12 protein-coding genes are annotated in these 25153 nt (G+C 65.2%); 11 read left to right on the top strand and 1 reads right to left on the bottom strand.

The features are described 5' to 3' along the window. The 10 genes from CRP40_RS00335 to CRP40_RS00290 all read left to right on the top strand — a co-directional run. Positions 1-13473, top strand: a 13473-nt coding sequence (locus CRP40_RS00335) for a BapA/Bap/LapF family large adhesin (protein ID WP_239930188.1), incomplete at its 5' end; no start/stop codon positions are given. A 66-nt stretch (positions 13474-13539) separates the two neighbouring features. Next, positions 13540-14976, top strand: coding sequence for a TolC family outer membrane protein (locus CRP40_RS00330; RefSeq protein ID WP_027916570.1), 1437 nt, complete (start codon positions 13540-13542; stop codon positions 14974-14976). Further along, positions 14973-17141 (top strand): type I secretion system permease/ATPase, encoded by a 2169-nt coding sequence (locus CRP40_RS00325; RefSeq protein ID WP_027916571.1) that lies wholly within the window; start codon positions 14973-14975, stop codon positions 17139-17141. Before CRP40_RS00330 ends, CRP40_RS00325 begins: the two co-directional genes overlap by 4 nt. Further along, positions 17138-18322, top strand: coding sequence for an HlyD family type I secretion periplasmic adaptor subunit (locus tag CRP40_RS00320; RefSeq protein ID WP_023534727.1), 1185 nt, complete (start codon positions 17138-17140; stop codon positions 18320-18322). Before CRP40_RS00325 ends, CRP40_RS00320 begins: the two co-directional genes overlap by 4 nt. 72 nt (positions 18323-18394) lie before the next feature. Further along, entirely contained in the window at positions 18395-19294 is a 900-nt protein-coding gene (locus CRP40_RS00315; RefSeq protein WP_027916572.1) for a chemotaxis protein, read from the top strand. An 84-nt stretch (positions 19295-19378) separates the two neighbouring features. Continuing rightward, positions 19379-19690: a hypothetical protein gene (locus CRP40_RS00310; protein WP_027916573.1), complete on the top strand. Its 312-nt coding sequence runs from the start codon at positions 19379-19381 to the stop codon at positions 19688-19690. Then, on the top strand, positions 19687-20421 hold the full coding sequence (locus CRP40_RS00305) for a YkgJ family cysteine cluster protein (protein WP_027916574.1): 735 nt from the start codon (positions 19687-19689) through the stop codon (positions 20419-20421). The genes CRP40_RS00310 and CRP40_RS00305 overlap by 4 nt, the downstream gene beginning before the upstream one ends. Before the next feature lie 351 nt (positions 20422-20772). Beyond that, positions 20773-20997, top strand: coding sequence for a hypothetical protein (locus CRP40_RS00300; protein WP_027916575.1), 225 nt, complete (start codon positions 20773-20775; stop codon positions 20995-20997). A 196-nt stretch (positions 20998-21193) separates the two neighbouring features. Further along, positions 21194-22528 (top strand): OprD family porin, encoded by a 1335-nt coding sequence (locus CRP40_RS00295; RefSeq protein ID WP_027916576.1) that lies wholly within the window; start codon positions 21194-21196, stop codon positions 22526-22528. Positions 22529-22664: 136 nt separating this feature from the next. Further along, positions 22665-24161, top strand: a complete 1497-nt coding sequence (locus CRP40_RS00290) for a diguanylate cyclase (RefSeq protein WP_027916577.1) — start codon at positions 22665-22667, stop codon at positions 24159-24161. Here CRP40_RS00290 and CRP40_RS00285 read toward each other — a convergent pair. Beyond that, complete coding sequence (locus CRP40_RS00285) at positions 24158-24634, bottom strand: PA2169 family four-helix-bundle protein (protein ID WP_027916578.1); 477 nt, start codon at positions 24632-24634, stop codon at positions 24158-24160. The genes CRP40_RS00290 and CRP40_RS00285 overlap by 4 nt on opposite strands. A 191-nt stretch (positions 24635-24825) precedes the next feature. Between CRP40_RS00285 and CRP40_RS00280 the strand changes: the two genes are divergently transcribed. Further along, a complete protein-coding gene (locus CRP40_RS00280; RefSeq protein WP_027916579.1) occupies positions 24826-25050 on the top strand; it encodes a DUF3820 family protein in 225 nt (74 codons plus the stop codon). The last annotated feature ends 103 nt before the right edge of the window (positions 25051-25153 follow it).

Below are 25153 nucleotides of genomic sequence, written 5' to 3'. Positions count from 1 at the left end.
ATCGCCAATGCCGACGGCAGCTTCAGCATCGACCTGAACCCCGCTCAGGCCAATGGCGAACTGCTGGATGTGGTGGCCATCGCCGACGATGTGTCGTCACTGCCCGCTCAAATCACCGCCCCCGATATCACAGCGCCTGCCTCCCCCGCGGAGCTGGCGGTGAGCGCCGACGGCACCGTGGTCACGGGCCGCGCCGAGCCGGGTAGCACCGTGCGTATTCTGGCCGCTGACGGCACCGAGCTGGGCTCGGCGGTCGTCGGCGCTACCGGCGTGTTCAGCATCACCTTGAACCCGGCTCAGGTAGACGGCGAAGTGCTGCAAGCCACTGCCACCGATGCCGCAGGCAATGCATCCCAGGCCAGTTCGGTCACCGCACCGGATATCGATGGCGGTGGCGATACAACGCCGCCTGAAGCGGCTTCCAACCTGGTCGTGGGTGTGGCGGGTACTCAGTTGAGCGGTCGCGGTGAAGCCGGAGCTACCGTCCAAGTGCGTAATGCGGCCGGTGACCTGATTGCAACAGGCACCGTGGCCGCCGATGGCACCTTCACTGTCAACCTGGACCCCGCCGTCAAGGACGGCAGCGACCTGCAGGTCACGCTCACCGATGCCGCGGGGAACGTGTCCCAGCCCGCGACCGTTACCTCCCCTGACCTGATTGCCCCGGCGCAGCCAACCGACCTGGCCTTGGCTGGCGGCGTGACCCTGACCGGTCGCGGTGAAGCGGGTGCCATCGTGCAGGTCCGTACCGCAACCGGTACCGTGATCGGCTCGGCAATCGTGGGTGACGACGGCCTGTTCACGGTCACCCTCTCTCCTGCCCAGGCCAACGGCCAGGCGCTGGACGTGCGCCTGGTAGACGCAGCTGGCAACACGTCTGACCCGTTGCAGTTCGATGCCCCGGACATCACCCCACCCGAAGCCGTGACCAATCTTCTGGTCGGCCAAGGGGGGACCGCACTCAGTGGTCGTGGCGAAGCCGGTGCCACAGTTGAAGTGCGTGACATCGATGGCAATCTGCTAGGTCGCGGCGTAGTCACCGCCAACGGCACATTCCTGGTAAACCTCGACCCTGCCGCGCAGGCCGGTGAGCAACTGAGGCTGATTCAGGTAGACCCCAGCGGCAATGCTTCTATCCCCGTGACAATCGCGGTGCCGGCGACCAATCCACCCGCCAGCCCTGCTGAGCTGGCACTGTCCGAAGACGGTACCGCCCTCACCGGCACCGCCCCGGCAGGCACTCGGGTGGAAGTGCGCGGGGCGGACGGTGCGTTGCTTGGCAGCGCAGTCGCAGGCCCTGACGGCAGCTTCACCGTCGAGCTGGCACCCGCACAAGCCAACGGCGAATTGCTCGATGTGGTCGCGATCGACAGTGCAGGGCTTTCTTCCCTGCCCACCCAGATCATCGCCCCGGACATCACTGCGCCTGCAACGCCAAGCGAACTGGCCATCAATGCCGACGGCACGGTGCTCAGCGGACGTGGCGAACCCGGCAGCACCGTGCGTGTGCTGGCTGCCGATGGCACCACGGTATTGGGCAGCGCAGTGGTCGGCGCCACTGGCCGCTTCAGCATCACATTGAACCCGCCACAGGTCGACGGCGAGGTCTTGCAGGTCACGGCCACCGACGCAGCGGGCAACACCTCTGCTGGGGGTAATGTCACCGCGCCGGATATCGATGCCGTGGACAACACCCCGCCTGCACCTGCCACGGGCCTGACCATCAACCTTGCCGGCGCGCAACTGAACGGGCGCGGTGAAGCTGGCGCTACGGTGCAGGTACGCGATGGCCAAGGCAATCTGCTGGCCAGCGGAACCGTCAATGCCGACGGCACCTTCCAGCTCAACCTGGACCCTGCGGTCAAGGACGGCAGCACCCTGCAAGTCGTGCTCACCGATGCCGCCGGCAACGCCTCCACCCCCGCCACCGTGGTCAGCCCCGACCTGCTGGCGCCCGCCCAGCCAACCGAGCTTGCCCTTGAAGGCGGCATCACGCTTACCGGTCGTGGCGAGCCTGGCGCAACGGTGCAAGTACGCACCGCTGGTGGGGCCGTGATCGGCACCGGCCTGGTGGATGCAAACGGCAACTTCAGTCTCATCCTGGCACCCGCGCAGGCCAACGGCGAAGCACTCGATGTACGCCTGGTGGACGCCGCCGGCAACGCCTCGACCCCGCTGCAGTTCGAAGCACCGGACATCACGCCGCCGGCTGCGGTAAGCAATGTCGTGGTGGGCAACGCCGGCTTGACCGTGGCCGGTCGAGGCGAAGCGGGCGCGCGCGTGGAAGTGCGCGATGCGACCGGCACTGTGATCGGCAGCAGCACCGTGAGTGGCAACGGGACCTTCCTGCTCGAACTCAACCCACCCGCCCAGCCCGGCGCACGCCTGAATCTCGTGCAGACCGACCCCAGCGGCAATGCGTCCGAACCGCTGCTGTTCGACGTCCCCCTTGTTCCGGCCCCGGCCAGCCCGAGCGGTCTGGTGGTGGCCGACGACGGCACCAGCATCAGCGGCACGGCCCCGGCAGGCAGCCAGGTGCAGGTACGTGATGCCGATGGCAACGTAGTCGGCAGTGTGGTGGTAGGTGCCGGTGGCACGTTCACCGTGGTGCTCAACCCGGCTCAGGCCAACGGCGAACTGCTCGACGTGGTGGCCATCGATGGCGCAGCAAACGCCTCCCTGCCTGTGCAGGTGACGGCGCCGGACATCACGCCACCAGCCATCCCCGGCGAGTTGCAAGTCAATGGCGACGGCAGCGTGGTCACGGGGCGCGCCGAAGCAGGCAGCACCGTGCGTGTGCTGGCCGCTGACGGGGTCACTGTGCTGGGGTCAGCCGTGGTGGGTGCAACCGGTGTCTTCAGCATCACCCTGAATCCGCCACAGGTCGACGGCGAGGTCTTGCAGGTCAATGCCACCGATGCCGCCGGCAATGCCTCGTTGCCAGGCTCGGTCACTGCGCCTGTGATTGACAACGGGGGCGACACCACGCCGCCACAACCTGCCACCGACCTTGTGATCAGTGCCAATGGCGCCACCGTTTCCGGGCGCGGCGAAGTCGGCACCACCGTGCAAGTGCGCAATGATCAGGGGCAGCTGCTGGCAAGCGGCACGGTACAAGCCGACGGTACCTTCGTGGTGCAGTTGCAGACGCCGGTGATTGACGGCTCGGCGCTCCAGGTCACCCTTACCGATGCAGCGGGCAACGTCTCGGCGCCAAGCTCGCTGGCCGCGCCTGACCAGGTGGCGCCGCTGCAGCCTGCCAATCTGGCGCTGGAAAACGGCGTGACCTTGAGCGGTACTGCCGAGGCCGGCGCGCGCGTTGAAGTGCGCGACGCCGCTGGCACCCTGATCGGTAGCGCCATCGCCCAGCCCGGCGGCACCTTCAACCTCACACTCGACCCGCCGCAGGCCAACGGTCAGGCCCTGTCCGTGACCGTGACCGACGCTGCGGGTAACAGCTCGGTGCCGCTGGGCTATGTCGCCCCCGACATCACGCCGCCAGTGCCGGTCAGCAACGTGCAAGCAGGTGCGGGAAGCCTCGCCGTCGCAGGCAGGGGTGAACCGGGCGCCACCGTACAGGTGCGCAATGATGAGGGCCTGGTCATCGGCACGGGGACTGTCGCGGTCAACGGCACCTTCGTCGTCAACCTCGATGCGCCGCTGGCGGCCGGCCAGGCCATCTCGCTGGTGCAGACCGACGCAGCTGGCAATACCTCCACGGTGATAGACGTCACCGTTTCGCAAGCCCCTGTACCGGCCAGCCCGACCGATATCGTGGTGGCTGGGGACGGCACCTCGGTCAGTGGCACCGCACCGGGCAACGCTCAGGTTGAAGTACGCGATGCCCAGGGCAATGTCATCGGCACCGTTCAGGCCAACCCTGACGGCAGCTTCACCGTGGGGATCACACCGGCCCAGGCGAACGGCGAAACCCTGGATGTGGTCGCCGTCGACGGCGACGGCACCCCCTCGCTGCCCGTGCAGATCGTCGCTCCCGACATCACGGCCCCCAATGAACCTACCGAGCTGCAGTTGAACACCAATGGCAGCGTATTGACCGGACGGGGCGAGGCAGGAGCCACGGTGCAGGTCACCGATGCCGATGGCAACGTGCTCGGCACGGCTCAAATCGGTGCCAACGGCGTTATCAGCGTGCAGCTGACGCCACCACAAACCGATGGCCAGACCCTGGAAGTCACCGTGCGCGATGGCGCCGGCAACACCTCCAGCGCCACCCTCACGGCGCCTGATCTGGACGGCCCGCTGCAGCCTTCTGCGTTGGCCATCGACACGGCGGGTATCCACCTCACCGGCGTGGGTCAGGTCGGCTCGATCATCACCGTCCGCGACGCAGACGGCGCTGTGTTGGGCAGCGCAACCGTGGGCGCTGACGGACGCTTCGACGTCACCCTGTCCGCTGCCCAGCGCAACGGCGAAAGCTTGAGCGTGGAAGCCACCGACAACCTGGGCAACAGCGCAGGGCCTGTACCCTTCACGGCGCCGGATACCACGCCACCTCAGCAGGTTACCGATGCGGTCATCAACGGCGCAGGCAGCGCGGTGAGCGGTACTGGCGAAGCCGGCGCCACGGTGACCGTACGCGCGCCGAACGGCGCCGTGCTGGGCTTCGCCCAGGTAGGCGGCAATGGCGCCTTCTCGGTCACGCTCGACCCCGCGCAGACCAATGGCCAAGTGCTGAGTGTCGAACAGCGTGATGCTGCCGGCAACCTGTCCCAAGCCGTCGATCTGACTGCACCGGACAACGAACCGCCTGCCCTACCCGGCACCCTGCTGGTATCAGCCGATGGCACCCTCGTGACCGGCACGGGCGAGCCTGGCGCACAAGTCACGGTGACCGGTGTGGCTGGCATCGTGCTGGGCACTGCCGAGGTTCAAGCCGATGGCAATTTCAGCGTCACCCTGGTACCCGCGCAGCTCGGTGGCCAGGACCTGTCGATCATACAGACCGACCCTGCCGGCAACCCGTCCCCTGCGGGCACCGTGACGGCGCCCGACCTCGCACCGCCTCTGGCGGCTGTTGGCCTCTCGCTCAATGACGCCGGGAACGTACTGAGCGGTCAAGGTGAGGCCGGGACCACTGTCGAGGTGCGCGATGCCGCTGGCAATGTGCTGGGCAGCGTCGAAGTAGGGGTAGATGGCAACTTCGAAGTCCCTCTCACCCCAGCGCAAACCAATGGCGAAGTGCTGTCGGTGATCCTCATCGACGCACAGGGCAACCTGTCGCCTGCAACCACGCTCACGGCTGACGACAGCACACCACCGGCAACCGCTACGGGTCTTGTCATCACCCCGGGCGGCACTGCCATCCAGGGCGTTGGCGAGCCCGGCGCCACGGTGGAAGTACGGGGCGCTGGCGGCGCCGTGCTGGGCAGTATCCTGGTGCCTGAGGGTGGTAATTTCACCGTACCCGTGTCACCTGCGCAGCTCGATGGCCAGGTGCTGGATGTCGTACTGATCGACGGCGCCGGCAACGCCTCCTCGCCAGGACGGGTCACCGCGCCGGACATCACCCCACCTGCGCAACCCACCGGCGTGGTGGTCAGCGAAGACGGCACCACTGTGACCGGTAACGCGCCTGGCGCCCAGACCGTCACGGTACGCGACAGTGCCGGCGGTGAAGTCACTGTCCCGGTAGACGCCGACGGCGGCTTCAGCGTGACGCTGCCCACCGCGCAAAACAATGGGGAGACCGTCACCGTCGTGGTCACCGACCCGACCGGCAATGCATCGGCGCCGATCAGCGTGACAGCACCGGACAACACCGATCCGCTGCCAGCTACCAACGTCAGTGTGAGCCCCGATGGTACGACGGTCGGCGGCACGGCCGAACCTGGCAGCACGGTGGTCATCCGCAACCCGGATGGCTCCGAGCGCGGCAGTGATACGGCCGGCCCGGACGGCACCTTCGTGATCCCGGTCGACCCGCCCCTGAGCACGGGCGAAACGGTCGACGTGGTCGTGATCGACCCGTCCGGCAACGCCTCCACCGACGTGCAGCTGCAGGGCCCGACCGGTAACGAAGTGGCGGCCCCTAGCAACCTGGCGATCAGCGAAGACGGCTTCCTCCTGACCGGCCAGGGCACCGTCGGTACCTTGATTACCGTGACATCCGCCGGTACCACATTGGGCACGGCGACGGTTGGCACCGACGGCATCTTCCGCGTGTTCTTCCTCAATGCCCAGCTCAATGCGCAGAAATTGCAGGTCACCGCGCGAGCCACGGCAGGCGGCCAACCCTCGGTGCCAGCCACCGTGGTTGCCGAAGACACCACGCCGCCTGATGCACCGACAGGCGTGGCCATCGACCGTATCGGCAGCACCTTGACCGGCCAGGGGGAAGTGGGCGCTACCGTGCGTGTCAGCGATAGCTTGGGCAACTTCCTGGGCAGCGCGACCGTAGGCAGCAATGGCTTGTTCACGGTCAACTTCGTCCCGGCAGTGGCCAACGCCCAGAACCTCATCGTGACCCAGGCGGACGCGGCCGGTAATGTGTCATTGGCTGCGACCTTGCAGGCCCCCGATCTGCAGGCGCCTCTGGCTGCCAACAACCTGAGCTTGAACAACGCAGCCACGGTCGTCACCGGCCAGGGTGAAGCCGGGGCGCTGGTGACGATTCGCGATGCCAGCGGCGCGGTACTGGCCACCGGCACCGTCAACCAGAGTGGCCAGTTCCAGATCACCCTGCCCAGTGCCCAGACCACCGGCAGCGCGCTGCAGGTCACCCTCAGCGACGTAGCCGGCAACGTGTCGGCGCCGGCCAGCCTCGCGACCCCAGACCGCACACCGCCAGCGGCAGTGATCGACGCGCAGTTGAGCGGCGATGGCCGGCAGCTGTCCGGCAGCGGTGAACCCGGCGCCACCGTGCAGGTGCGCAACGCTTCCGGCACCGTGCTGGGAACCGCGACGGTGGGTGTGGATGGCCGCTTTACCGTGGTGTTCGATACGCCCCAGGCCAATGGCCAGGCCATCGGCGTCACCCAGGTCGATGCCGCCGGCAATACCTCGGTCGCCGTCAACCTCACCACGCCAGACCTCACGCCCCCTGCCGCCCTGACCAACGTGGTGCTTAACAACAACGGCCTGACCCTGACCGGCTTGGGCGAAGCAGGCGCCACCGTCAGCGTGCGCGGGGTCGACGGCACTATCCTCGGTACAGGACTGGTCGCGGCCAATGGCAGCTTTACCCTGACCCTGAACAGCGCCCAGCTCAACGCGCAGCGCCTGAGCGTCACCCAGACCGATGCGGGCAACAACACATCGGTGGCGGTTGCCGTGACTGCGCCGGACTTCACCGCCCCCGACGCGCCGGTCAACCTGCTGCTCGCCCCGTCGGGCCTGCAGATGACCGGCAGCGCCGAAGCAAACAGCACGGTGACCGTGCGTGACGACGCCGGCAACGTGCTGGGCACGGCAGTCGCCGCCGCCAATGGTACCTTCCAGGTAACCCTCAACGCGCCCCAAACCAACGGGCAGGCCCTGCAGGTGACCGCCACCGACGCTGCCGGCAACGTTTCGACCGCTGCGCCCTATACCGCAGCGGACAGCACGCCGCCAGCCGCCGTCAGCAACCTGGCCGTGTCCGCCGACGGCGCAAGCCTGGTGGGTAGCGGTGAGGCCGGTGCCACAGTGCGCGTCAGTGCAGCCGATGGCAGCCTGTTGGGCACAGCAGTGGTCGCAGCCGACGGTCGCTTCAACGTCAGCCTCAGCCCTGCGGCACTGGTGGGTGAAACCTTGAGCGTGGTGCAAGCCGACGCAGCACAGAACGTCTCGCCTGCCCAATCGATCAACGCCCCTGGGCCTTTGGCACCGGCAACCCCGGCAGACTTGGTCCTGGCCGCCGACGGCCTGTCGGTCTCGGGAACGGCAGCCAGCGGCACCACCGTCAACGTGTACGGCACCAATGGGCAACTCCTGGGCAGCAGCCCGGTGGCCAATGACGGCAGTTTCACGGTCAACCTTGGCAGCCCGCAGGCCAACGGCGAAGTGCTGCTGATCGCCGCTACTGGCACCGACGGCGCGGTATCGCTACCTGCCACGCTGCAGGCGCCGGATACCACGGCGCCGCTGCTGTTCACCGGCCTGGTGCTGTCTGGCGACGGCCTGGTCGTGACCGGCCGCGGCGAACCGGGCGCTACCGTGACCATCACTGGCGAAGGTGGTGTCGAACTCGGCACCGCCGTGGTCGATGCCGCTGGCAACTTCAGCGCCACGCTGGCCACGGCACAACTGGACGGCGAGCTGCTCAATGCCAGCCAGGCCGATGTGGCCGGTAACGAATCGAACAGCGTCAGCCTTACCGCGCCAGACCGCACCGCGCCAACACCTGCACAGGACTTGGCCTTCGCTGGCGGTGGCAGCCTGCTCAACGGGACAGGCGAGCCAGGCGTCACCGTGCGGGTGATCGCTGCCGACGGCAGTGTGCTGGGCACCGACACCGTGCGTGTCGATGGCACCTTCCAGGTCAACCTCTCTGCGCCTCAGGCCAACGGGCAACAGGTGCAGGTGCTGCTGACCGACGCCGCCGGCAACCAATCGGGCGCCAGCGTCATCACCGCGCCCGATACCACGCCGCCAACCGCACCGGCAGAGCTGGCGGTTTCCAGTGACGGCGTCACCATCACAGGGCGCGGCGAAGCCGGCGCAGCAGTGACCGTCACCAATGCAGCGGGTGAGGACATCGGCAGCGCCATTGTCGATGCCAGCGGCAACTTCACGCTGACCCTCGACCCGCCGCTCACCAACGCCGAAGTGCTGAGCTTCACCCAGGCCGATGCGGCCGGTAATGTCTCGCCGGTCGCCACCTTGCAAACGCCTGATTTCACCCCACCAGAGCCATTGACGCAGGTAGTGATCAACGCCGATGGCAGCGTGGTCACCGGCTTTGGTGAGTCGGGATCAACGGTAACCGTCAGGGATGCAGCGGGCGTGACGCTGGGTACGGGCACGGTCCTGGCCGACGGCAGCTTCCGTGTGGACCTGTCGCCGGCTCAGATCGATAACCAAGTGCTTTCCGTGCTGCAGGCCGACCCACCCGGCAACGTCAGCGAGGCGGTCACGGTGCAGGCGCCAGACCTGACGCCGCCAGCAGCGGCGACCGAGTTGCGGCTCAATGCGGCCGGCGACACCCTCGGTGGCGTCGGCGAAGTGGGCGCCACCGTGCGGGTGTTCGTGGGCACGACACAGATCGGCACGGGTGTGGTGAACGCCGCAGGCACCTTCACCATCGCCCTGCAAACCCCGCAGCTCAATGGCGAGCGCTTGCAGGTGACCCTGACCGATGCTGCCCAGAACGTCTCGCCGGTCAGCACCCTGACCGCACTGGACATCACGCCCCCTGAAGCAGTGGTGGCGACCATCAACAGCAGCGGCACCCAATTGGTCGGCACAGCCGAAGTCGGGGCGCGCGTGACGGTGCTCAACAGCCAGGGCGATCTGGTAGGCCAGGTTGTCGTCGCCGCTGACGGCCGTTTCGTGGTGGCACTGACGCCGGCACAGATCAACGGTGAAGTGCTGACCCTCATCGCCCAGGACGCCACCGGCAACCCATCGCCGGGGGTGCAATTGCAAGCGCCTGACCTCACCCCACCGGTGCAGCCGGGCGACCTGGTGCTCGATGCCACCGGCCAGACCCTCACCGGCACGGCCGAAGCCGGCACCACCATCAGCGTGCGCGGGCCGGACGGTGTCGAAGTCGGCACTGTGCAGGTGGCGGCGGGCGGTGCCTTCACGATCGCCCTGGATCCAGCCCAGGACAACGGCCAGCTTCTGACCGTCGTCTCCATCGACGCAGCAGGCAACACCTCACTCCCGGCCACCTTGCTGGCCCGGGATACCTCGCCGCCCGATGCCGTCACAGACCTGGCGGTGGACAACACCTTCACCGTGATCACGGGCCGTGGCGAGCCAGGCGCAACCGTTACCATCAGCAAAAACGGGACGGTGATCGGTACCGGTGAAGTCAGCGAGGCCGGGACCTTCCAGATCGTCACCAGTCCGCCTGCCGGCTCGGTGGCGTCGCTGGTGGTCTACCAGACCGATGCGGCGGCCAATACGTCTGCCAGCATCACCTTTGTCACGCCGTTGGCACCCCCTCCTGTACCACCTACCAATGTCGTGCTGGCCAGCGATGGCCTGACTTTGTCGGGCAATGCGCCTTCGGGAACAGGCATTCGGGTATATGACGCGGCAGGCAATCAGATTGGTGTCGGCGGCGCCACCTTGAACGGTACGTTCAGCCTGCAACTGACGACTGCACAGCTCAACGGGCAGCAACTGACCGTCACGGCCGTTGCCTTGGTTGGCGGCGAATCGCAGCCGACCTTCGTGGTGGCGGCAGACATCACCCCGCCTGCAAACCCTGTCATCGCCGCGCTGTCGACCAATGGCCTGGTACTGACCGGCACCGGCGAAGCGGGCGCAACCGTGACCGTGCGCAGCGCCGGCAATGCGGTGCTGGGCACCGGGCAGGTCAACGCCGCAGGCGAGTTCAGCATCAACCTCAATGCACCGCAGTTGAATGGCCAGGTGCTGAACGTCAGCCAGACCGACGGGGCGGGCAACGCCTCTGGCAGCACGGCCTTCACCGCGCCTGACCTCCAACCACCGGCTGCGCCGACCAACGTGACGGTCAACGGTGCAGGCACCGTGCTGACCGGCAACGGCGAAGCAGGCGCTACCGTTACCGTGCAAGGCCCAGGTGGCCAGGTCGGTACCGGTGTGGTGCAGGCCAACGGCACCTTCACCATCGCCCTGACCTCGCCGCAGAACGATGGGCAACTGCTGGTGGTGCGCCAGACCGATGCCGCCGGCAACCTGTCCGGCAGCGCCAGTGTGCTCGCACCCGATACTACGCCGCCTGCCGCGCCGATTGCCACCATCAACCCCACCGGCACCGCCGTCAGCGGCTCGGGCCAGGTCGGCAGTACGGTACAAGTGCGCAACGGCGCCGGTACGGTGCTGGGCACCGCCACGGTCGGCAGCAACGGCCTGTTCGTGGTCAGCCTGGCGGCCGCGCAGATCGACAACCAGGCGTTGTCGATCACGCTCACGGACGCGGCAGGCAACGTTTCGACGCCCACCGCGTTGACCGCGCCGGACTTCACCCCGCCAGCGGTCGCCGGCAACCTGCAGGTCAATGCCGACGGTACCAGCCTGACCGGTACCGGCGAGCCCGGCGCCACCGTCACCGTGCGCAGCGCAACCGGCACGGTGCTGCAAACCGGTACCGTGCAGCCTAACGGCAGCTTCACCGTGGCCTTGAACCCACCACAGGACAATGGCCAGCTGCTGTCGATCACCCTGAGCGACCCACGCGGCAACGTGTCGGGCAACGTCACCGTCACCGCGCCCGATGTGGACGCCGATGCGCCGGTCATCGCCAGCGACAACCTGGCGACCGCCGTGGTCAACCTTGCGCCCGTCGTCAGCAGCCGTACCTACCAGGACTCGTTCAGCACCCTGCTGGCGGGCTTCAGCAAGACCTTTACCTGGACAGTGGGAGCAGGCACAACGGCGGATCCAACGCTGACGCTCAACACGGGCAGTGCCCTGGCCCTGCTGGACAACGCCACCTTCACCTTGCAGGTGAAAAATGCCAGCGGCGCCTGGGTGACGCTGGCGACCGGTAACAGCCAGGGCTTGCTCGACCTGGTATTGCTGCCGCTGGGCCAAGGCCTGCGCGTGGACATTGGCGAGCTGCGTGCCGGTGACTACCGGCTGACCGTGGGCAGCGGCGGTATCGGCCTGCTGACCACGGTCAACACCACGTTGCAGGTCGATACCACCAGCCTGACCCAGTTCACCGGTACGGGCGCAGCGACGTCCGGCAACGTCGTCACCGATGTGGGTATCGACGGCACGACCGATGCGCGTGGGCCGGACAGCGACGCGGTGCTGCAAGTGCTCAAGGGCGGGAGCTACGTGACCGCTGGCAGCGCTACCACCGTGCAGGGCCAGTACGGGACCCTGGTAATACGGGGCGATGGCAGCTACACCTATACCCCCAACGGCAGCCCGAGCAGCGTCGGCAAGGTGGATGTGTTCAGCTATCAGCTGGTGCATCCGAACGGCAAGTCCGACACGGCCAACCTGTACGTGCGCATCGACAGCCCACAAGCCACCGAGGTGTGGAGCAACACCAACTATGCAGCGCCCGCCACCGTAGTGGACGCGGTGAATGACGTCGACAACACCAACATCAGCCTGGTGAACCTGCAAACCAGCAGCACCACCACGTTCTCACCGCTGTCCTTGCCGGTGCTCGGTACCCGCTCGGCCACGTACACCACTACCGTGGCAGCCAACACCACCGCTGATGTACAGGTAGTGCTCAATTCTGCCAACCTGCTGACCCTGCTCAACGGCACCACGCTCGAGCTGCTCAAGCTCAACCCGGCCACAGGGCAGTACGTGACGGTGCAGACCGTCGGCGGTGGTTCACTGGTCACTCTGCTGGGCGGGGGAGCGGGCTACACCTTCCAGAACCAGGGCGCCGGCACCTACCACGTGCGGGTCACCGCAGGCGGCATTGGACTACTCAGCTCGCTGACCACCACGGTCAATGCCACGGCCACTCACCTCAATGAGTTCGTGGTAGGCAGCTATACGCCGGTCACCGGCAACCTGCTGACCGACGGCGCGGGCGCCGACAACCTGGGCTCGCCCCTGACGGTGCTGAGCGTGCTGACGGCGGCGAACACCTTCACCATCCCGGGCTACAACGGGGCCATCGTCCAGGGCAGCTACGGGACCTTGGTGGTGCAGGCCGATGGCAGCTACGCCTATACCCTCGATGCCGGCCTCAGTTCGTCGGTGATCGGGCAACAAGAGGTGTTCACTTACGAGCTGACCCACCCCAACGGCACTACCGACACCGCCACGCTCACCATCAACCTCGACCCGGTCACAGGCTTTGCCGCCACCGCTGCGATCATGGCGGACACCGGTGACGAGGGCGCGGCGCTGGCCGGTGTCGCCACGGTCGCTGCCAGTGAGGTGATCGCCGGCACCGATGGCGATGACACGCTGGTGGCCAGTGCCGGTAGCGCGGTCACGCTCGACGGAGGCGCCGGTAACGATACTCTGGTGATCAGCGACCAGGGCTTTGCCAGCCTCAACGGGGGAAGCGGTAGCGACACGCTGCTCTGGAATGGCGGTGATGCCAGCATCGACCTGGGCAACCTGGTCGGTCGGGTGCACGAGATCGACACCATCGACCTCAACGACACCAGCGCAGTGACTCTCACATTGACCCTGGCCGACGTGGTGGCGGTTACCGACAGCGCCAGCGACACGCTGATCATCAAGGGGGATGACAGTGACTCGGTTCACATGACCGACACCTGGAGCAAGGTGGGGAACCAAACTGCCGACGGTATCGACTATAACCAGTACACGGCTCAGGAGGATCCGAGTCACCATTTGTGGGTGCAAAGCGGTATCCATGTGGTCTGAGGCCGCTGCAAACCCGCCGGGTACATCCCCGGGGGCAAGGACGATGATCAGCAGTAAGGACACTCTGTGAAACCAAGCAGTACGCTGTCACCGTGGTTGCTGGGAGCCTTCGGGCTCCTGGTCTTGAATTTTCAACCGGCGGCCCAGGCCGCCGATGACATAGACCCCGCATTACGCCAGATCGGGCCGTCCCTGCTCAGGGACGCGCCTGAAGCGGTACCGGCAAGGCCTGCCGTGGGCATGGCCCCGGTAGCCGGCGCGCAGGCCTTGGGGTTGTCCGAGGCCGTGTTGCAGGCCGCGCAATGGCACCCCAGCATCGCCGAGGCCATCGGTAACCTGTACAAGCAAGGCGAAGGTATCAACGTCGCCCGTGCAGGTTATTACCCGCATATCTCCGGTGGGCTGCGTACCGGCTATGACACCGGGTACGGCGGTGACCGCAGCAGCCAGGCCATCAACCTGTCGCTCAAGCAGATGCTGTACGACTTCGGCAAGGTCGATCATGCGGTCAGCGCTGCCCAGGCCGCAGCCGCCCGGGCCCAGGCCAATATTTTGCTGGTGGTCGATGACCTGGCCCGCGACACGGCCTATGCCTGGATCGAAACGCGCCGCTATGAGCAGCTGATCGGCATTGCCCGTGACCAGATCCGCGGGGTGGGCGACATTGCCAACATGGCTCGCCAGCGCAGCGACATGGGCGCCAGCACCCGCTCTGACGTGGTCCAGGCAGAATCGCGGGTACAAAGCGCCCGCGCCGTGCTGGAGGAATACAGCGCCCAGTACGAGCGCTGGCGCTCGACCCTGGCGGCCTTGCTCGGACGTGCCACGCCGGTCTCTCTGGACGAACGACCGCCTCAGGAACTGGCCCAGGCCTGCAAGCGCCCGAGTCAGGGCGACGAGCGCCTGCCAGCGGTACTGATGGCGCTTGCCCAACGTGCCCAGGGCCAGGCCGAACTGGCCCAGGCCAAGGCCGAGGCCTACCCCACCGTGTCGTTGCAGCCGCAGGTCAACCATTACCTGGACAACGACTACAACCGTGACAACTCGCGCCTGGACCGTACCCAGGCCGGTATCTACCTCAACGTGGAGGTACCCATCTACCAGGGCGGCTCCATCAGTGCCCGCAGCCGCGCGGCCGGCTATGCCCTGACGGCCGCCGATTCGGCCGAGGATGCCGCGCGCCTGCAGGCCCGTCGCGGCCTGGCCGAGGCCACCGCACAAACAGCGGGCCTGGGGCGCCGCCTGAACTCGCTCGAGGCCCGCCAGGACAGCATCCAGGAAGCGCGAATGCTTTATGGCCGCCAGTACCTGGACCTGGGCACGCGCCCCCTGCTCGACTTGCTCAATGCCGAGCAGGAAATCTACCAGTCGCGCTTCGAACTGGCCGGCACCCGTTCCGACCTGCTGCGTCTGGACGTGGACTGCCTCTACAACACGGGCGCCCTGCGGGCGGCCTTCGGCCTCGAGGGGCGTAACCTGCAAGGTGTGGAGATTCAGCCATGAGCGATCCGGTCAATGTGACGCTGCCCGAACCGGCCCAGGCCCCGGCGCCTGCCACCAGCGCGCGCGCTGACCTCGGCCCTTGGCTGGAGGTGATGCTGCAGGTCGCGCACCATTATCGTCTGGACGTGTCACCCCAGCGCATCCGCCTGGCCGCCGATGAGGATGCCCGCCCCCTGGACGAAATCCTGCGCCACATGGCCCGACAAGCCGGCCTGGCCTTGCGCTTCGTGCGTTTCGACGCAAAAGGCTTGCGGCAATGGCGCACGCCGCTGGTGTTGGAGCTCGATGACGGCCAACTGGCGGTGGTCGAGTCGGTGACCCAGGAGGACGACCTGGCGGTGGTCTTCGCAGGCGATCAAGGGCTGACCTCGCGCCTGCCCCGCGATGCGCTGCAAGGCAGGATCACCCGCGTTGCACTGCTGCGCCCCGCACGGCCACTGCGCGATGTGCGCACCGATGACTACACCGCCCCGTACGACCGGCACTGGTTCGCCCGTATCGTACTGCGCGATCTGCGCCCGTACGGGCAAGTGATGATCGCCTCACTGGTCGCCAACGTACTGGCGCTGGCCGGGGTGCTGTTCTCGATGCAGGTCTACGACCGCGTGATTCCGGCTGAATCACTGCCGACCTTGTATGTGCTGTTTGGCGGCGTGGTGCTGGCGTTGGTGTTCGACTTCAGCATGCGCCTGCTGCGTCTCAAGGTCACCGACCTGTTGGGCAAGCGGGCCGACCTGCGCGTCAGCGACCTGGTCTATGGCCACGCCCTGCGCCTGCGCAACTCGGTGCGGCCCAAGTCCACCGGCTCGTTCATTTCGCAGTTGCGCGAGCTGGAGTCGATCCGCGACCTGATCACCTCCAGCACCGCGACGGCACTGGCCGACCTGCCCTTCTTCCTGCTGTTCCTGTTCGTGTTCTGGCTGATCGGCGGCGTGCTGGTGTTCGTGCCGATCGTGGCCCTGGTGGCGATGGTGGTGCCGGGCTTGCTCGCGCAGCGGCGCCTGGCACGGTTGGCCAATGCCTCGATGCGTGAGTCCTCGTTGCGCAATGCCATGCTGGTCGAGAGCATCCAGGGCCTGGACGAGATCAAGGCCCTGCAAGCCGAAGCGCGTTTCGAGCGGCAATGGAACCAGTACAACGCCGCCTGCGCCCACACCAACCTGCGCCTGCGCACCCTCACCAACGGGCTGGTGGCCTGGACGCAGAATGTGCAAGGGGCCGTATTCGCCGTGGTCATCGTGATCGGCGCGCCCATGGTGATCGCCGGCGACCTGACCACCGGCAGCCTGGTGGCCGCCTCCATGCTGGCCTCGCGCATGATGGCGCCGCTGGCCCAACTGACCCATGTACTGACCCGCTGGCAGCAGGCCAAGGTGGCCCTGCAAGGGCTGGACAAGCTGATGCAGTCGCCAGTGGACCACCCCGAAGGCGAGGCACGGGTGCACATGCCTGCCCTGCGTGGTGAATACCGCTTGCGCCAGGCCACCTTCCGCTACAGCGAAGAGGCGCCGCCTGTGCTCAACATCGCGCAGCTGGACATTCGCTCGGGCGAGCGCATTGCCGTGCTCGGCCGCAACGGCGCTGGCAAGTCGACCTTGCTGCAGGCGCTGGCCGGTAGCATGGACCTGATGCAGGGGGAGGTGAGCCTGGACGGTATCGCCATGGCGCACCTGGACCCGGCCGACCTGCGCCGTGACGTGGGCTTGCTGGCCCAGTACGCCAGGCTGTTCCACGGCACCCTGCGCGAGAACCTGACCCTGGGCGCCGGCCAGGCCAGCGATCAGGAGCTGGTGGCGGCGCTGTCGGCCACCGGTGCGCTGGACTTCGTGCGTCGCCTGCCCAAAGGCATGGATCACCTGATCCTCGAAGGCGGCCTGGGCCTGTCCGGTGGGCAGCGCCAGGCCCTGGTGCTGTCGCGGCTGCTGGTGCGTCAGCCGCAGGTGCTGCTGCTGGACGAGCCCACCGCTTCGCTCGATGACATCACCGAGCGCCGGTTGCTGGATAACCTGGATCGCTTCTGCCAGGGCCGCACCTTGGTGATCGCCACCCACCGGTTGAGCGTGCTGCAGCGGGTGGACCGCATCCTGGTGCTCGACGGCGGCCGTATCGTGATCGACGACGCACGCGACGCCGCGTTGGCCAAACTGCAAGGAGCGCAGGCATGAGCAACCATGAACTTCCCGCCTCTTACCTCGATGGTCAGGATGACCAGGCGGTGTTTCGGGCTGGGCGCCTGATCACCCTGTGCGCGGTGATGCTGGCGGCATTCCTGGCCTGGGCGGCCTGGTTCGAGGTGACCGAGGTGTCCACCGGCACGGGCAAGGTCATCCCCAGCTCCCGTGAGCAGGTGATCCAGTCGTTCGAAGGTGGGATCGTCGCGCAGATGAGCGTGGCCGAAGGAGATCTGGTCGAGCGCGGCCAGGTCCTGGCCCAGCTCGATCCGACCAAGACATCATCAAGCGTGGGCGAAAGCGAAGCCAAGTACCGCGCCGCCAAGGCCAGCCAGGCGCGCCTGCAGGCAGAGGTCACGGGCAAGCCGTTGAAATTCCCGGCTAGTCTGCGCGAGTCGCCCGAGCTGATCGAGGCGGAGACGGCGCTGTACACCACCCGCCGCCGTGGTCTTGAGCAGACGCTGGCCGGTATCGAGGACTCGCTGCGGCTGGTGCGCAGCGAGCTCAAGATCACCGAAAACCTGGCGAAGATGGGCGCTTCCAGCCGCGTCGAGGTCATCCGCCTGAACCGCCAGCGCTCGGAACTGGAGCTCAAGGCCACCGAGGCACGCTCGGAGTATCTGGTGCGGGCCAGGGAGGAACTGGCCAAGGCCAGTGCCGAGGCCGACAGCCTGTCGGAGGTAATCCGTGGCCGCAGCGACTCATTGACGCGCCTGACCTTGCGCTCGCCGGTGCGGGGTATCGTCAAGGACATCGAGGTCAACACCCTGGGCGGTGTGGTGCAGCCAGGTGGCCAGGTGATGAAGATCGTGCCGATGGATGAGCGCCTGCTGATCGAGACCCGCATCGCGCCACGGGACATTGCCTTCATTCACCCCGATCAGGCCGCCAAAGTGAAGATCAGCGCCTACGACTACTCGGTGTATGGCGGCTTGGACGGCAAGGTGGTGGGGATTTCGCCGGATACTCTGCAAGACGAGGTCAAACCTGAAATCTACTATTACCGGGTGTTCATTCGCACCGAACAGGACAGCCTGCAGAACAAGGCCGGCAAGCAGTTTGCAATCGTGCCAGGGATGATCGCCACGGTGGATATTCGCACCGGGGAGAAGACGATACTCGACTACCTCATCAAACCCCTGAACCGAGCCAAGGAAGCCTTGCGCGAGCGTTAGCGCAAGCGCCCCTAAAGCCTTTACGGAACAGGCCGATAACCTGTCATCCCCTGTTCCCCACCGAAGGTCACCATGGCCAAGCAAAATGCCCGCGCGGACGCGTTGTCCCTGCTGTTGTTCACCCTGCGCAGCGGCAAGCTGATGGCAATCAACCTGCTCAAGGTCAGCGAAATCATTCCGTGCCCGGCGCTGACCAAGCTTCCCGAGTCCCACCCGCATGTCAAAGGCGTGGCGACCTTGCGCGGGCATCCGCTGTCGGTGATCGACCTGTCCCGCGCCATTGGCGAGCAACCGCTGGCCGACCCCAACGGCGGGTGTTTGATCGTCACCGAGATCAGCCGCTCACGCCAGGGCCTGCACGTGCAAGCGGTCAGCCGCATCGTGCACTGCCTGAGCACCGACATCAAACCGCCGCCGTACGGTGCGGGCAAACAGTCGTTCATCACGGGCGTCACCCGCGTGGACAACACCTTGGTGCAGGTGCTCGACATCGAGAAGGTCATTCACGGCATCGCCCCGCCCCCCGTCGAATTGCCCGCCAGTGGCCTGAGCGTCGAGGACGCCAGCCTGCTGGCTGCCGCCAACATCCTGGTGGTCGACGACAGCAACGTCGCCCTGCAACAGTCGGTGCATACCCTGCGCAACCTGGGGATCGAATGCCGCACCGCCCGCAGTGCCAAGGACGCCATCGGCATTCTGCTGGAGCTGCAAGGCACGGCGCAGGAGATCAATGTCATCGTCTCGGACATCGAGATGAGCGAGATGGACGGCTATGCCTTCACCCGCAGCCTGCGCGAAAGCCCGGATTTCCAGCACGTGTATGTGCTGCTGCACACCTCGCTGGACAGCGCCATGAGCAGCGAAAAGGCGACCCAGGCCGGGGCCAATGCCATCTTGACCAAGTTCTCGTCCCCGGAGTTGACCGACTGCCTGGTGGTGGCGGCGCGGGCGGTGGTCTTCGCCGAGCGCTGACCTGCCCACACGGCAGCGGGTTTGCCCCTCGGACTGACTGGGGCATACTTCCATACCCCTTTCGCAACCAACAGGAAGCCACGCATGAAACGTATCAGCCTCATCCTGATCAGTTGCGCCCTGTTCAGCGGCCTCGTCCAGGCTTCCAGCAACCAGGCCTGGAACGAGCACCGCCAGCAAATGCTCAAGGCCTGCCTGGCTGCCAGCCAGTTCAAGAACGCCCATGCCCGTAGCAAGCCCGCCGAATTCGACGACCAGACCGGCATGAGCGCCCTGCTGGTCGAAGGCCTGTACCCGCAAAAGCACATGAAGCAGCGAACCGGTACCGAGTTGTGCCTGTATGACCGCAAGCAACAGCGGGCGTATGTGAGTGAATGGAGCCCGCAAACCAAGTGAGCGATAGCCTGCGTTTCGCCTGCACCGGCTGCGGCAAGTGCTGCAGCGGCCACCATGTGCCCCTGACCCTGGCCGAGTCGCAGCGCTGGGCCCGTGACGGCGGGCAGGTGATAGTGCTGTTAGAGGCATTCGTGGTGGACGGCCCTGGCATGCCCCCTGAGCAACGCGAACATGTGCTGTTGCGCTCTCATGCCGTGCCCAGTGCCGACGGCCAGGTCCGGGTGTCGGTGACCTTCGCGGCCTTCAACCCTGGCCGTTGCCGCTACCTGGACGACAACGACCTGTGCGCCATTTACGACCAGCGCCCACTGGTGTGCAGGATCTATCCGGTTGAAATCAACCCGCACATTCCCTTGCGGCCCGAGAGCAAGGATTGCCCACCCGAGGCCTGGCAACAGGGGCCTGAGCTGATTCACGGCACACAGCTGGTCGATGCCGAGTTGCAGGCGCTGGTGCAGGCCTCTCGGCAGGCAGACAGGGAAGACATTGCGGCCAAGGTGGCGGTCTGCCAAGCACTGGGCATGACCACCAGCGCGCTCAAGGGCAACGGCTTCACGGCCTACCTGCCTGACATGCAGGCATTTGCCACAGCCCTTGCAGAGCATCCTCAGGACACAGGGGGGTCTTGGGCTCTGCATGTCGAAGACGCTGTATTGCAGGCCCAGTTACAGGCACTTGGGGTGCAGGTGACTGACCAGCCACCGGTTTATTACGCCTTTATCGGGTTCTAGGGGCAGGACGGGTGATGTTGGCTTGAACACCGTCAGCCCGTTTTACCCGGTCAGGGGCGCCGCTGCGGCTGTAGTGGCCTACGCAGTGGCCGTGCCACACAGCTTCGCGACTCACAAGGTTCGGTGATCCTTTCACAGGGTGTGTTCACACCGCCCACTGAGCGCCTTGTCTTTCGTCACGCTACAAGGCTCTAAACCGGGCATTTCAACGACAATCTGCGCCATTCCAGCCCCGATACTTACCTTTTACGCAACAGTGCTTATCCAACTTCGCTCTGTTTAAACTGCCTTCACACGACTAACTTTACCCCTGTCCTCATTAGCACTTGCACCGCAAGAAGGTAGTTAGAAATGTCCAACAGTATGGGTATTGCCAGCGTGTTCGTCCTGTCGTCCCTGTTGTTGTCCCCCCTGGCCATGGCCGAAGAGTCGCCTGCATTCGTGGCCCGCAACGCCGAGTTCGCAGCGGCCCATCAGGACGCCCGCGAAACAGTGACCGCCCAGCATGCCGAGACGGTCAAAGCCTCGCAGCAGACAGCGTCCAAAGCGGTTGTCGATACCGACGCCGACAGCTGAGCCTACGCCTCGGCGCGTTCAACATGCGCCATGGGATTCATCTGTTTCAATATGTTAGCCTCTAAAAAGCCGCTGCCCTATCAGCGGCTTTTTTTCGTATGCGCTGGGTTTTCCCCTGGCAGATTCGTCATGCAACAAGCATGACCATCTCCTACAACAAGCACTGCCCCGCCTACCGATCAAGGAGTCAATACCGGTGTCTTTCGCGTTTCGCTTCACCCCGCTTTTCATTGCGCTCAGTGCAAGTATTCCCGTCACGGCCCAGGCCACCGATGACAATGCCGAGGGTTTCATAGCGGGTTCGTCGTTGAACCTGCACCTGCGCAATGCTTATTTCAACCGCGACTCCCACAATCAGGGTGCACGCGATACGCGGGAATGGGGTCAAGGGGCAGTGGCGCGCTTCGAATCCGGTTACACGCCAGGCATTGTCGGTTTCGGTCTCGACGCGCACGCCATGCTGGGGGTTAAGCTGGACGGTGGCGGTGGTCATGCAGGCACCAGCATTCTGCCTACACATGTGAAAGGCGACGGCGAACTGGGCGCTGCCCCGCATTCGTTTTCCACAGCAGGCGCGGCGCTCAAGCTCAAGGCGCTGGATACCGAGTTCAAGGCCGGCGACCTGTTCTTGACCAACCCCGTGATCGCCGGTGGCGAAACCCGCATGCTGCCGCAGACGTTCCGGGGTATCAGCCTGATCAACACCAGCGTCGAGGGGCTGCTGCTTGAGGGTGGCAAGGTCAGTTTCACCAAGCCCTACAACCAAAGCGGCCACCGCCGTATCGATACCTACTATGGCTCGCTGGATGAGCGCGGCAAGAGCAAGCACCTGAGCTGGGCGGGCGCAGCCTGGAGCGGTACACCCAACATCACTACCAGCGTGTATGCGGCCGAACTGAAGGACATCTGGAACCAGTACTACGCCGACTTCGACTACACCTACGTGGTCAACGAGCAGGTCAGCCTCAACCCTGGCGCCCACTTTTATCACACGCAAGACACAGGCCGGGCCTTGCTGGGCAGCATCGACAACAATACCTACAGCCTTCACCTGACACTCAATGCGGGCGCCCATACCGTGACGGCCGCCTATCAGCGGGTCAACGGCGATACCCCGTTCGACTACATCAACCTCGGTGACAGCGTCTACCTGGACAACTCGCGCATGTATTCGGACTTCAACGCGCCGAACGAGCGGTCCTGGAAACTTCAGTACGGGTACGACTTCGCCGGCCTCGACTTGCCCGGCTTGAGCGCATCGCTGTCTTACTCGCGGGGCAAGGCCGACCTGACCAAGGCCGCCCAGGGCAACAGCCACTACGATTACTACCGGGCCGATGGCAAGGATGCCCAGCACTGGGAACGCGACCTGGACATCAAGTACGTGTTCCAGGAAGGCGACCTCAAAGACCTCTCGGTACTGGTACGGTATGCCACGCACCGCGGCGGCCAGGGCTACGCCTCGATTGACGGCAACAGCAACAACGACGAGATGCGCGTGATTGTCGACTATCCCTTGAACGTGTTCTGACAGTCACTGCAATCACTGGCTGATCAGCGCGGCAGGGGAACCCCTGCCGCACGGTAATTCCGTCGGGCGAACTTGTCCGACAATCTTCACTTGCCTAGAATGTCGCCGCCGCAAATGGCCCCCAGCAGTCGCGACCATGCCTACCTCACCGTTACGCCTCCCCCCTTCCCGGTCGCACCCCGAACTTGCTCTCGTGCTGGGCAGTTGCCTGGCCGTGTTCGCCATCGTGGCCATCGTCAGCTACTTGCTGATGCGCGAGCGTGAAAGCGTGGAGCAATCGGCCGTACGCTCGGCCAACAACATCGTGCAATTGATCGAAAGTGACATTTTGCGCAATGTCGAGCTTTACGATCAGGCCCTGCAAAGGCTGATCTGGGCGGTAGGCCGCAAGGAGCTGCCCTCCGTACCCGGCCCCCTGCGCCAGCGGCTGCTGTTCGATGACACCTTCGCCGACCGCAAGCGTGGGGATGTACTGTGGCTGAACAGCAACGGTGACGTGGTAGGCGATTCGACCAGCAGCGTACCGCGCAAGGCCAACTTCCGGGACACAGGCGTGTTCCAGACCCATTTGCACAACCCCAACACCACCCTGCTGGTGGGGCCGCCGTTCAAGGCCCGATTGGGCGACCTGGACTGGTGCACCAGTTTCAGCCGGCGCATCACCGACCCGAACGGTGATTTCGCAGGCATCGCGGCTGGCGCGCTGCGCCTTGGCTACGTTACCGATCTGTTCAAACGCCTGGATATCGGCGCCAACAGCAGCGTGAACCTGCTCAACGTCGAAGGCCAGCTTCTGGCCCGCCAGCCCATGGGCCCCTCCGATCCATCGGTCGGTAGCCAGCATGCCGGCAAACCCAATTTCCAGCGAATACTCGGGCAGCAGAGTGGCAGCTTCGTCGCGGCCTCCGCCGGGGATGACGGCGAGCGCATGTATACCTTTGCCCGCGTGGGCGACTTGCCGCTGATCGTGCTGGTGGTACATGCCACCGACGAGGTGTTCGCGTCCTGGCGCCGTACGGCACTGCTGGTCAGCGTTGCCACCGGGCTGCTGTGTGCGGGCATCATCTGGTTGACCTGGCTGCTCAGTCGCGAGCTGCGTCGCCGTTTCCAGGCTGAACAGCGCCTGGCGACCTTGGCCGCGACCGACAGCCTGACCGGCCTGGCCAACCGCCGGCACCTGGACCAAGTGCTGCGCCTTGAATGGGCACGTGCACAGCGTACGCGCCAACCACTGACGGTGCTGATGGTGGATATGGATCATTTCAAGGCGTTCAATCAGCGCCACGGCCATGCGGGCGGTGACCATGTACTGCGCGAAGTGGCCAAGGCCATCGAGGCCTGTATCCGTCGGCCGGCCGATCTGGCCGCCCGGTATGGCGGGGAGGAATTTCAGGTGGTACTGCCGGAAACCGACGTGGAAGGGGCACGGATGCTGGCGGAACGAATATGCCGCAGCGTCGCACGACTCGCACCTTTTGGTGACGATACCCAACCGGTCACGGTGAGCATCGGTATTGGCAGCCTCAACGCACACACCCAGCAAGACCTTGCAGCCATGCTGGATGGGGCGGATGAAGCGCTCTACCGGGCAAAGGCCAACGGCCGCAACCGGGTAGAAGGCCCGGTCACTTAGGAATGAGCGCGGACCTTGTCACGCAGCGCCTTTACTTCATCATGATTTTGCTGCACGCCTTGGAGCTGACGATCGACCAGGTCCAGGCTGCTTGCTGCGGCAGGGACGTTGAGCTTGACGAGCTTTTCACGGGCTTGACGGTACGCCTTCAGGGCATAGTCCTGGCCACGCTCGGTCTCGTTCATCACCGCCTCGTCATCATGGCTGGTGAAGGCTGTCTTAAGTTCGATCCAGGCACGGTGCAGGTCACCGGTGAAGCTGGTGGACGTCTCCGGGTCACCGCCCAATTTACGGACCTCGTCCTGAAGCTCCTTAACAGCTTTGCCGCAACCAGTGGCGCGCTCGGTCAGGAAGCCTTTGAGGTATTGATTCTTGACGTCTTCTGCCGATTTCAGAAAGCCTTTCTGGCCATCTTTGCTGTATTCGATCAGGTCGTTGAGAATATCGATCACGTCTTTATTGGTATCGCTCATGACTCAAACTCCTTGAGGGTTGATAAGTAGACAGGAGCAGCCTTCGTGCCAGCTTTCCAAAAAAAATAAAGTCTTTTAAATCAGCAGCTTAAAAGATAAAGGCAAATTGCCATGCATCGCGTTCTGCATGATCTGCCTAGGTGGGTCGTGCAGTTTGCAGTATGGTGGGCGTCTTTATGACGAGTACGAAAATGTTCAACCCGGAACGTCTCGAACTGCTGGTGACCCGCAGCATGCCGTTCGGCAAATACCAAGGCAGGATCATTGCCGACCTGCCGGGCGATTACCTGGCGTGGTTTGCGCGCAAGGGCTTTCCCACAGGAGAGCTAGGGGAGTTGCTGGCGTTGATGCATGAGGTCGATCATAACGGCCTGGCTGACCTGCTGGCGCCGTTGCGGCGCAAGCATGGCTGTTGAGCGGGTTGGCCGACCGCGCCCTCACGGGACGGCACGGTGTAGCGCTGACTCCGCTCCCTGTAGGAGCGCCCCGGCAAGGCCGCTCCCACAGTGATCGCGTAAT

Origin of the sequence: Pseudomonas sp. URMO17WK12:I9 (assembly GCF_900230165.1) — a bacterium.
Taxonomy (GTDB): domain Bacteria; phylum Pseudomonadota; class Gammaproteobacteria; order Pseudomonadales; family Pseudomonadaceae; genus Aquipseudomonas; species Aquipseudomonas fulva.
Note: the sequence above shows the minus strand (reverse complement) of the source record. Positions and strands in the feature narration are given on the sequence as shown.

What these genes read in the sequence shown, in the direction of transcription:
- CRP40_RS00325 (WP_027916571.1), top strand. Translation starts at nt 14,973, where the DNA reads ATGAGCGATCCGGTCAATGTGACGCTGCCCGAACCGGCCCAGGCCCCG.
- CRP40_RS00320 (WP_023534727.1), top strand. Translation starts at nt 17,138, where the DNA reads ATGAGCAACCATGAACTTCCCGCCTCTTACCTCGATGGTCAGGATGAC.
- CRP40_RS00315 (WP_027916572.1), top strand. Translation starts at nt 18,395, where the DNA reads ATGGCCAAGCAAAATGCCCGCGCGGACGCGTTGTCCCTGCTGTTGTTC.
- CRP40_RS00310 (WP_027916573.1), top strand. Translation starts at nt 19,379, where the DNA reads ATGAAACGTATCAGCCTCATCCTGATCAGTTGCGCCCTGTTCAGCGGC.
- CRP40_RS00300 (WP_027916575.1), top strand. Translation starts at nt 20,773, where the DNA reads ATGTCCAACAGTATGGGTATTGCCAGCGTGTTCGTCCTGTCGTCCCTG.
- CRP40_RS00290 (WP_027916577.1), top strand. Translation starts at nt 22,665, where the DNA reads ATGCCTACCTCACCGTTACGCCTCCCCCCTTCCCGGTCGCACCCCGAA.
- CRP40_RS00285 (WP_027916578.1), bottom strand. Translation starts at nt 24,634, where the DNA reads ATGAGCGATACCAATAAAGACGTGATCGATATTCTCAACGACCTGATC.
- CRP40_RS00280 (WP_027916579.1), top strand. Translation starts at nt 24,826, where the DNA reads ATGTTCAACCCGGAACGTCTCGAACTGCTGGTGACCCGCAGCATGCCG.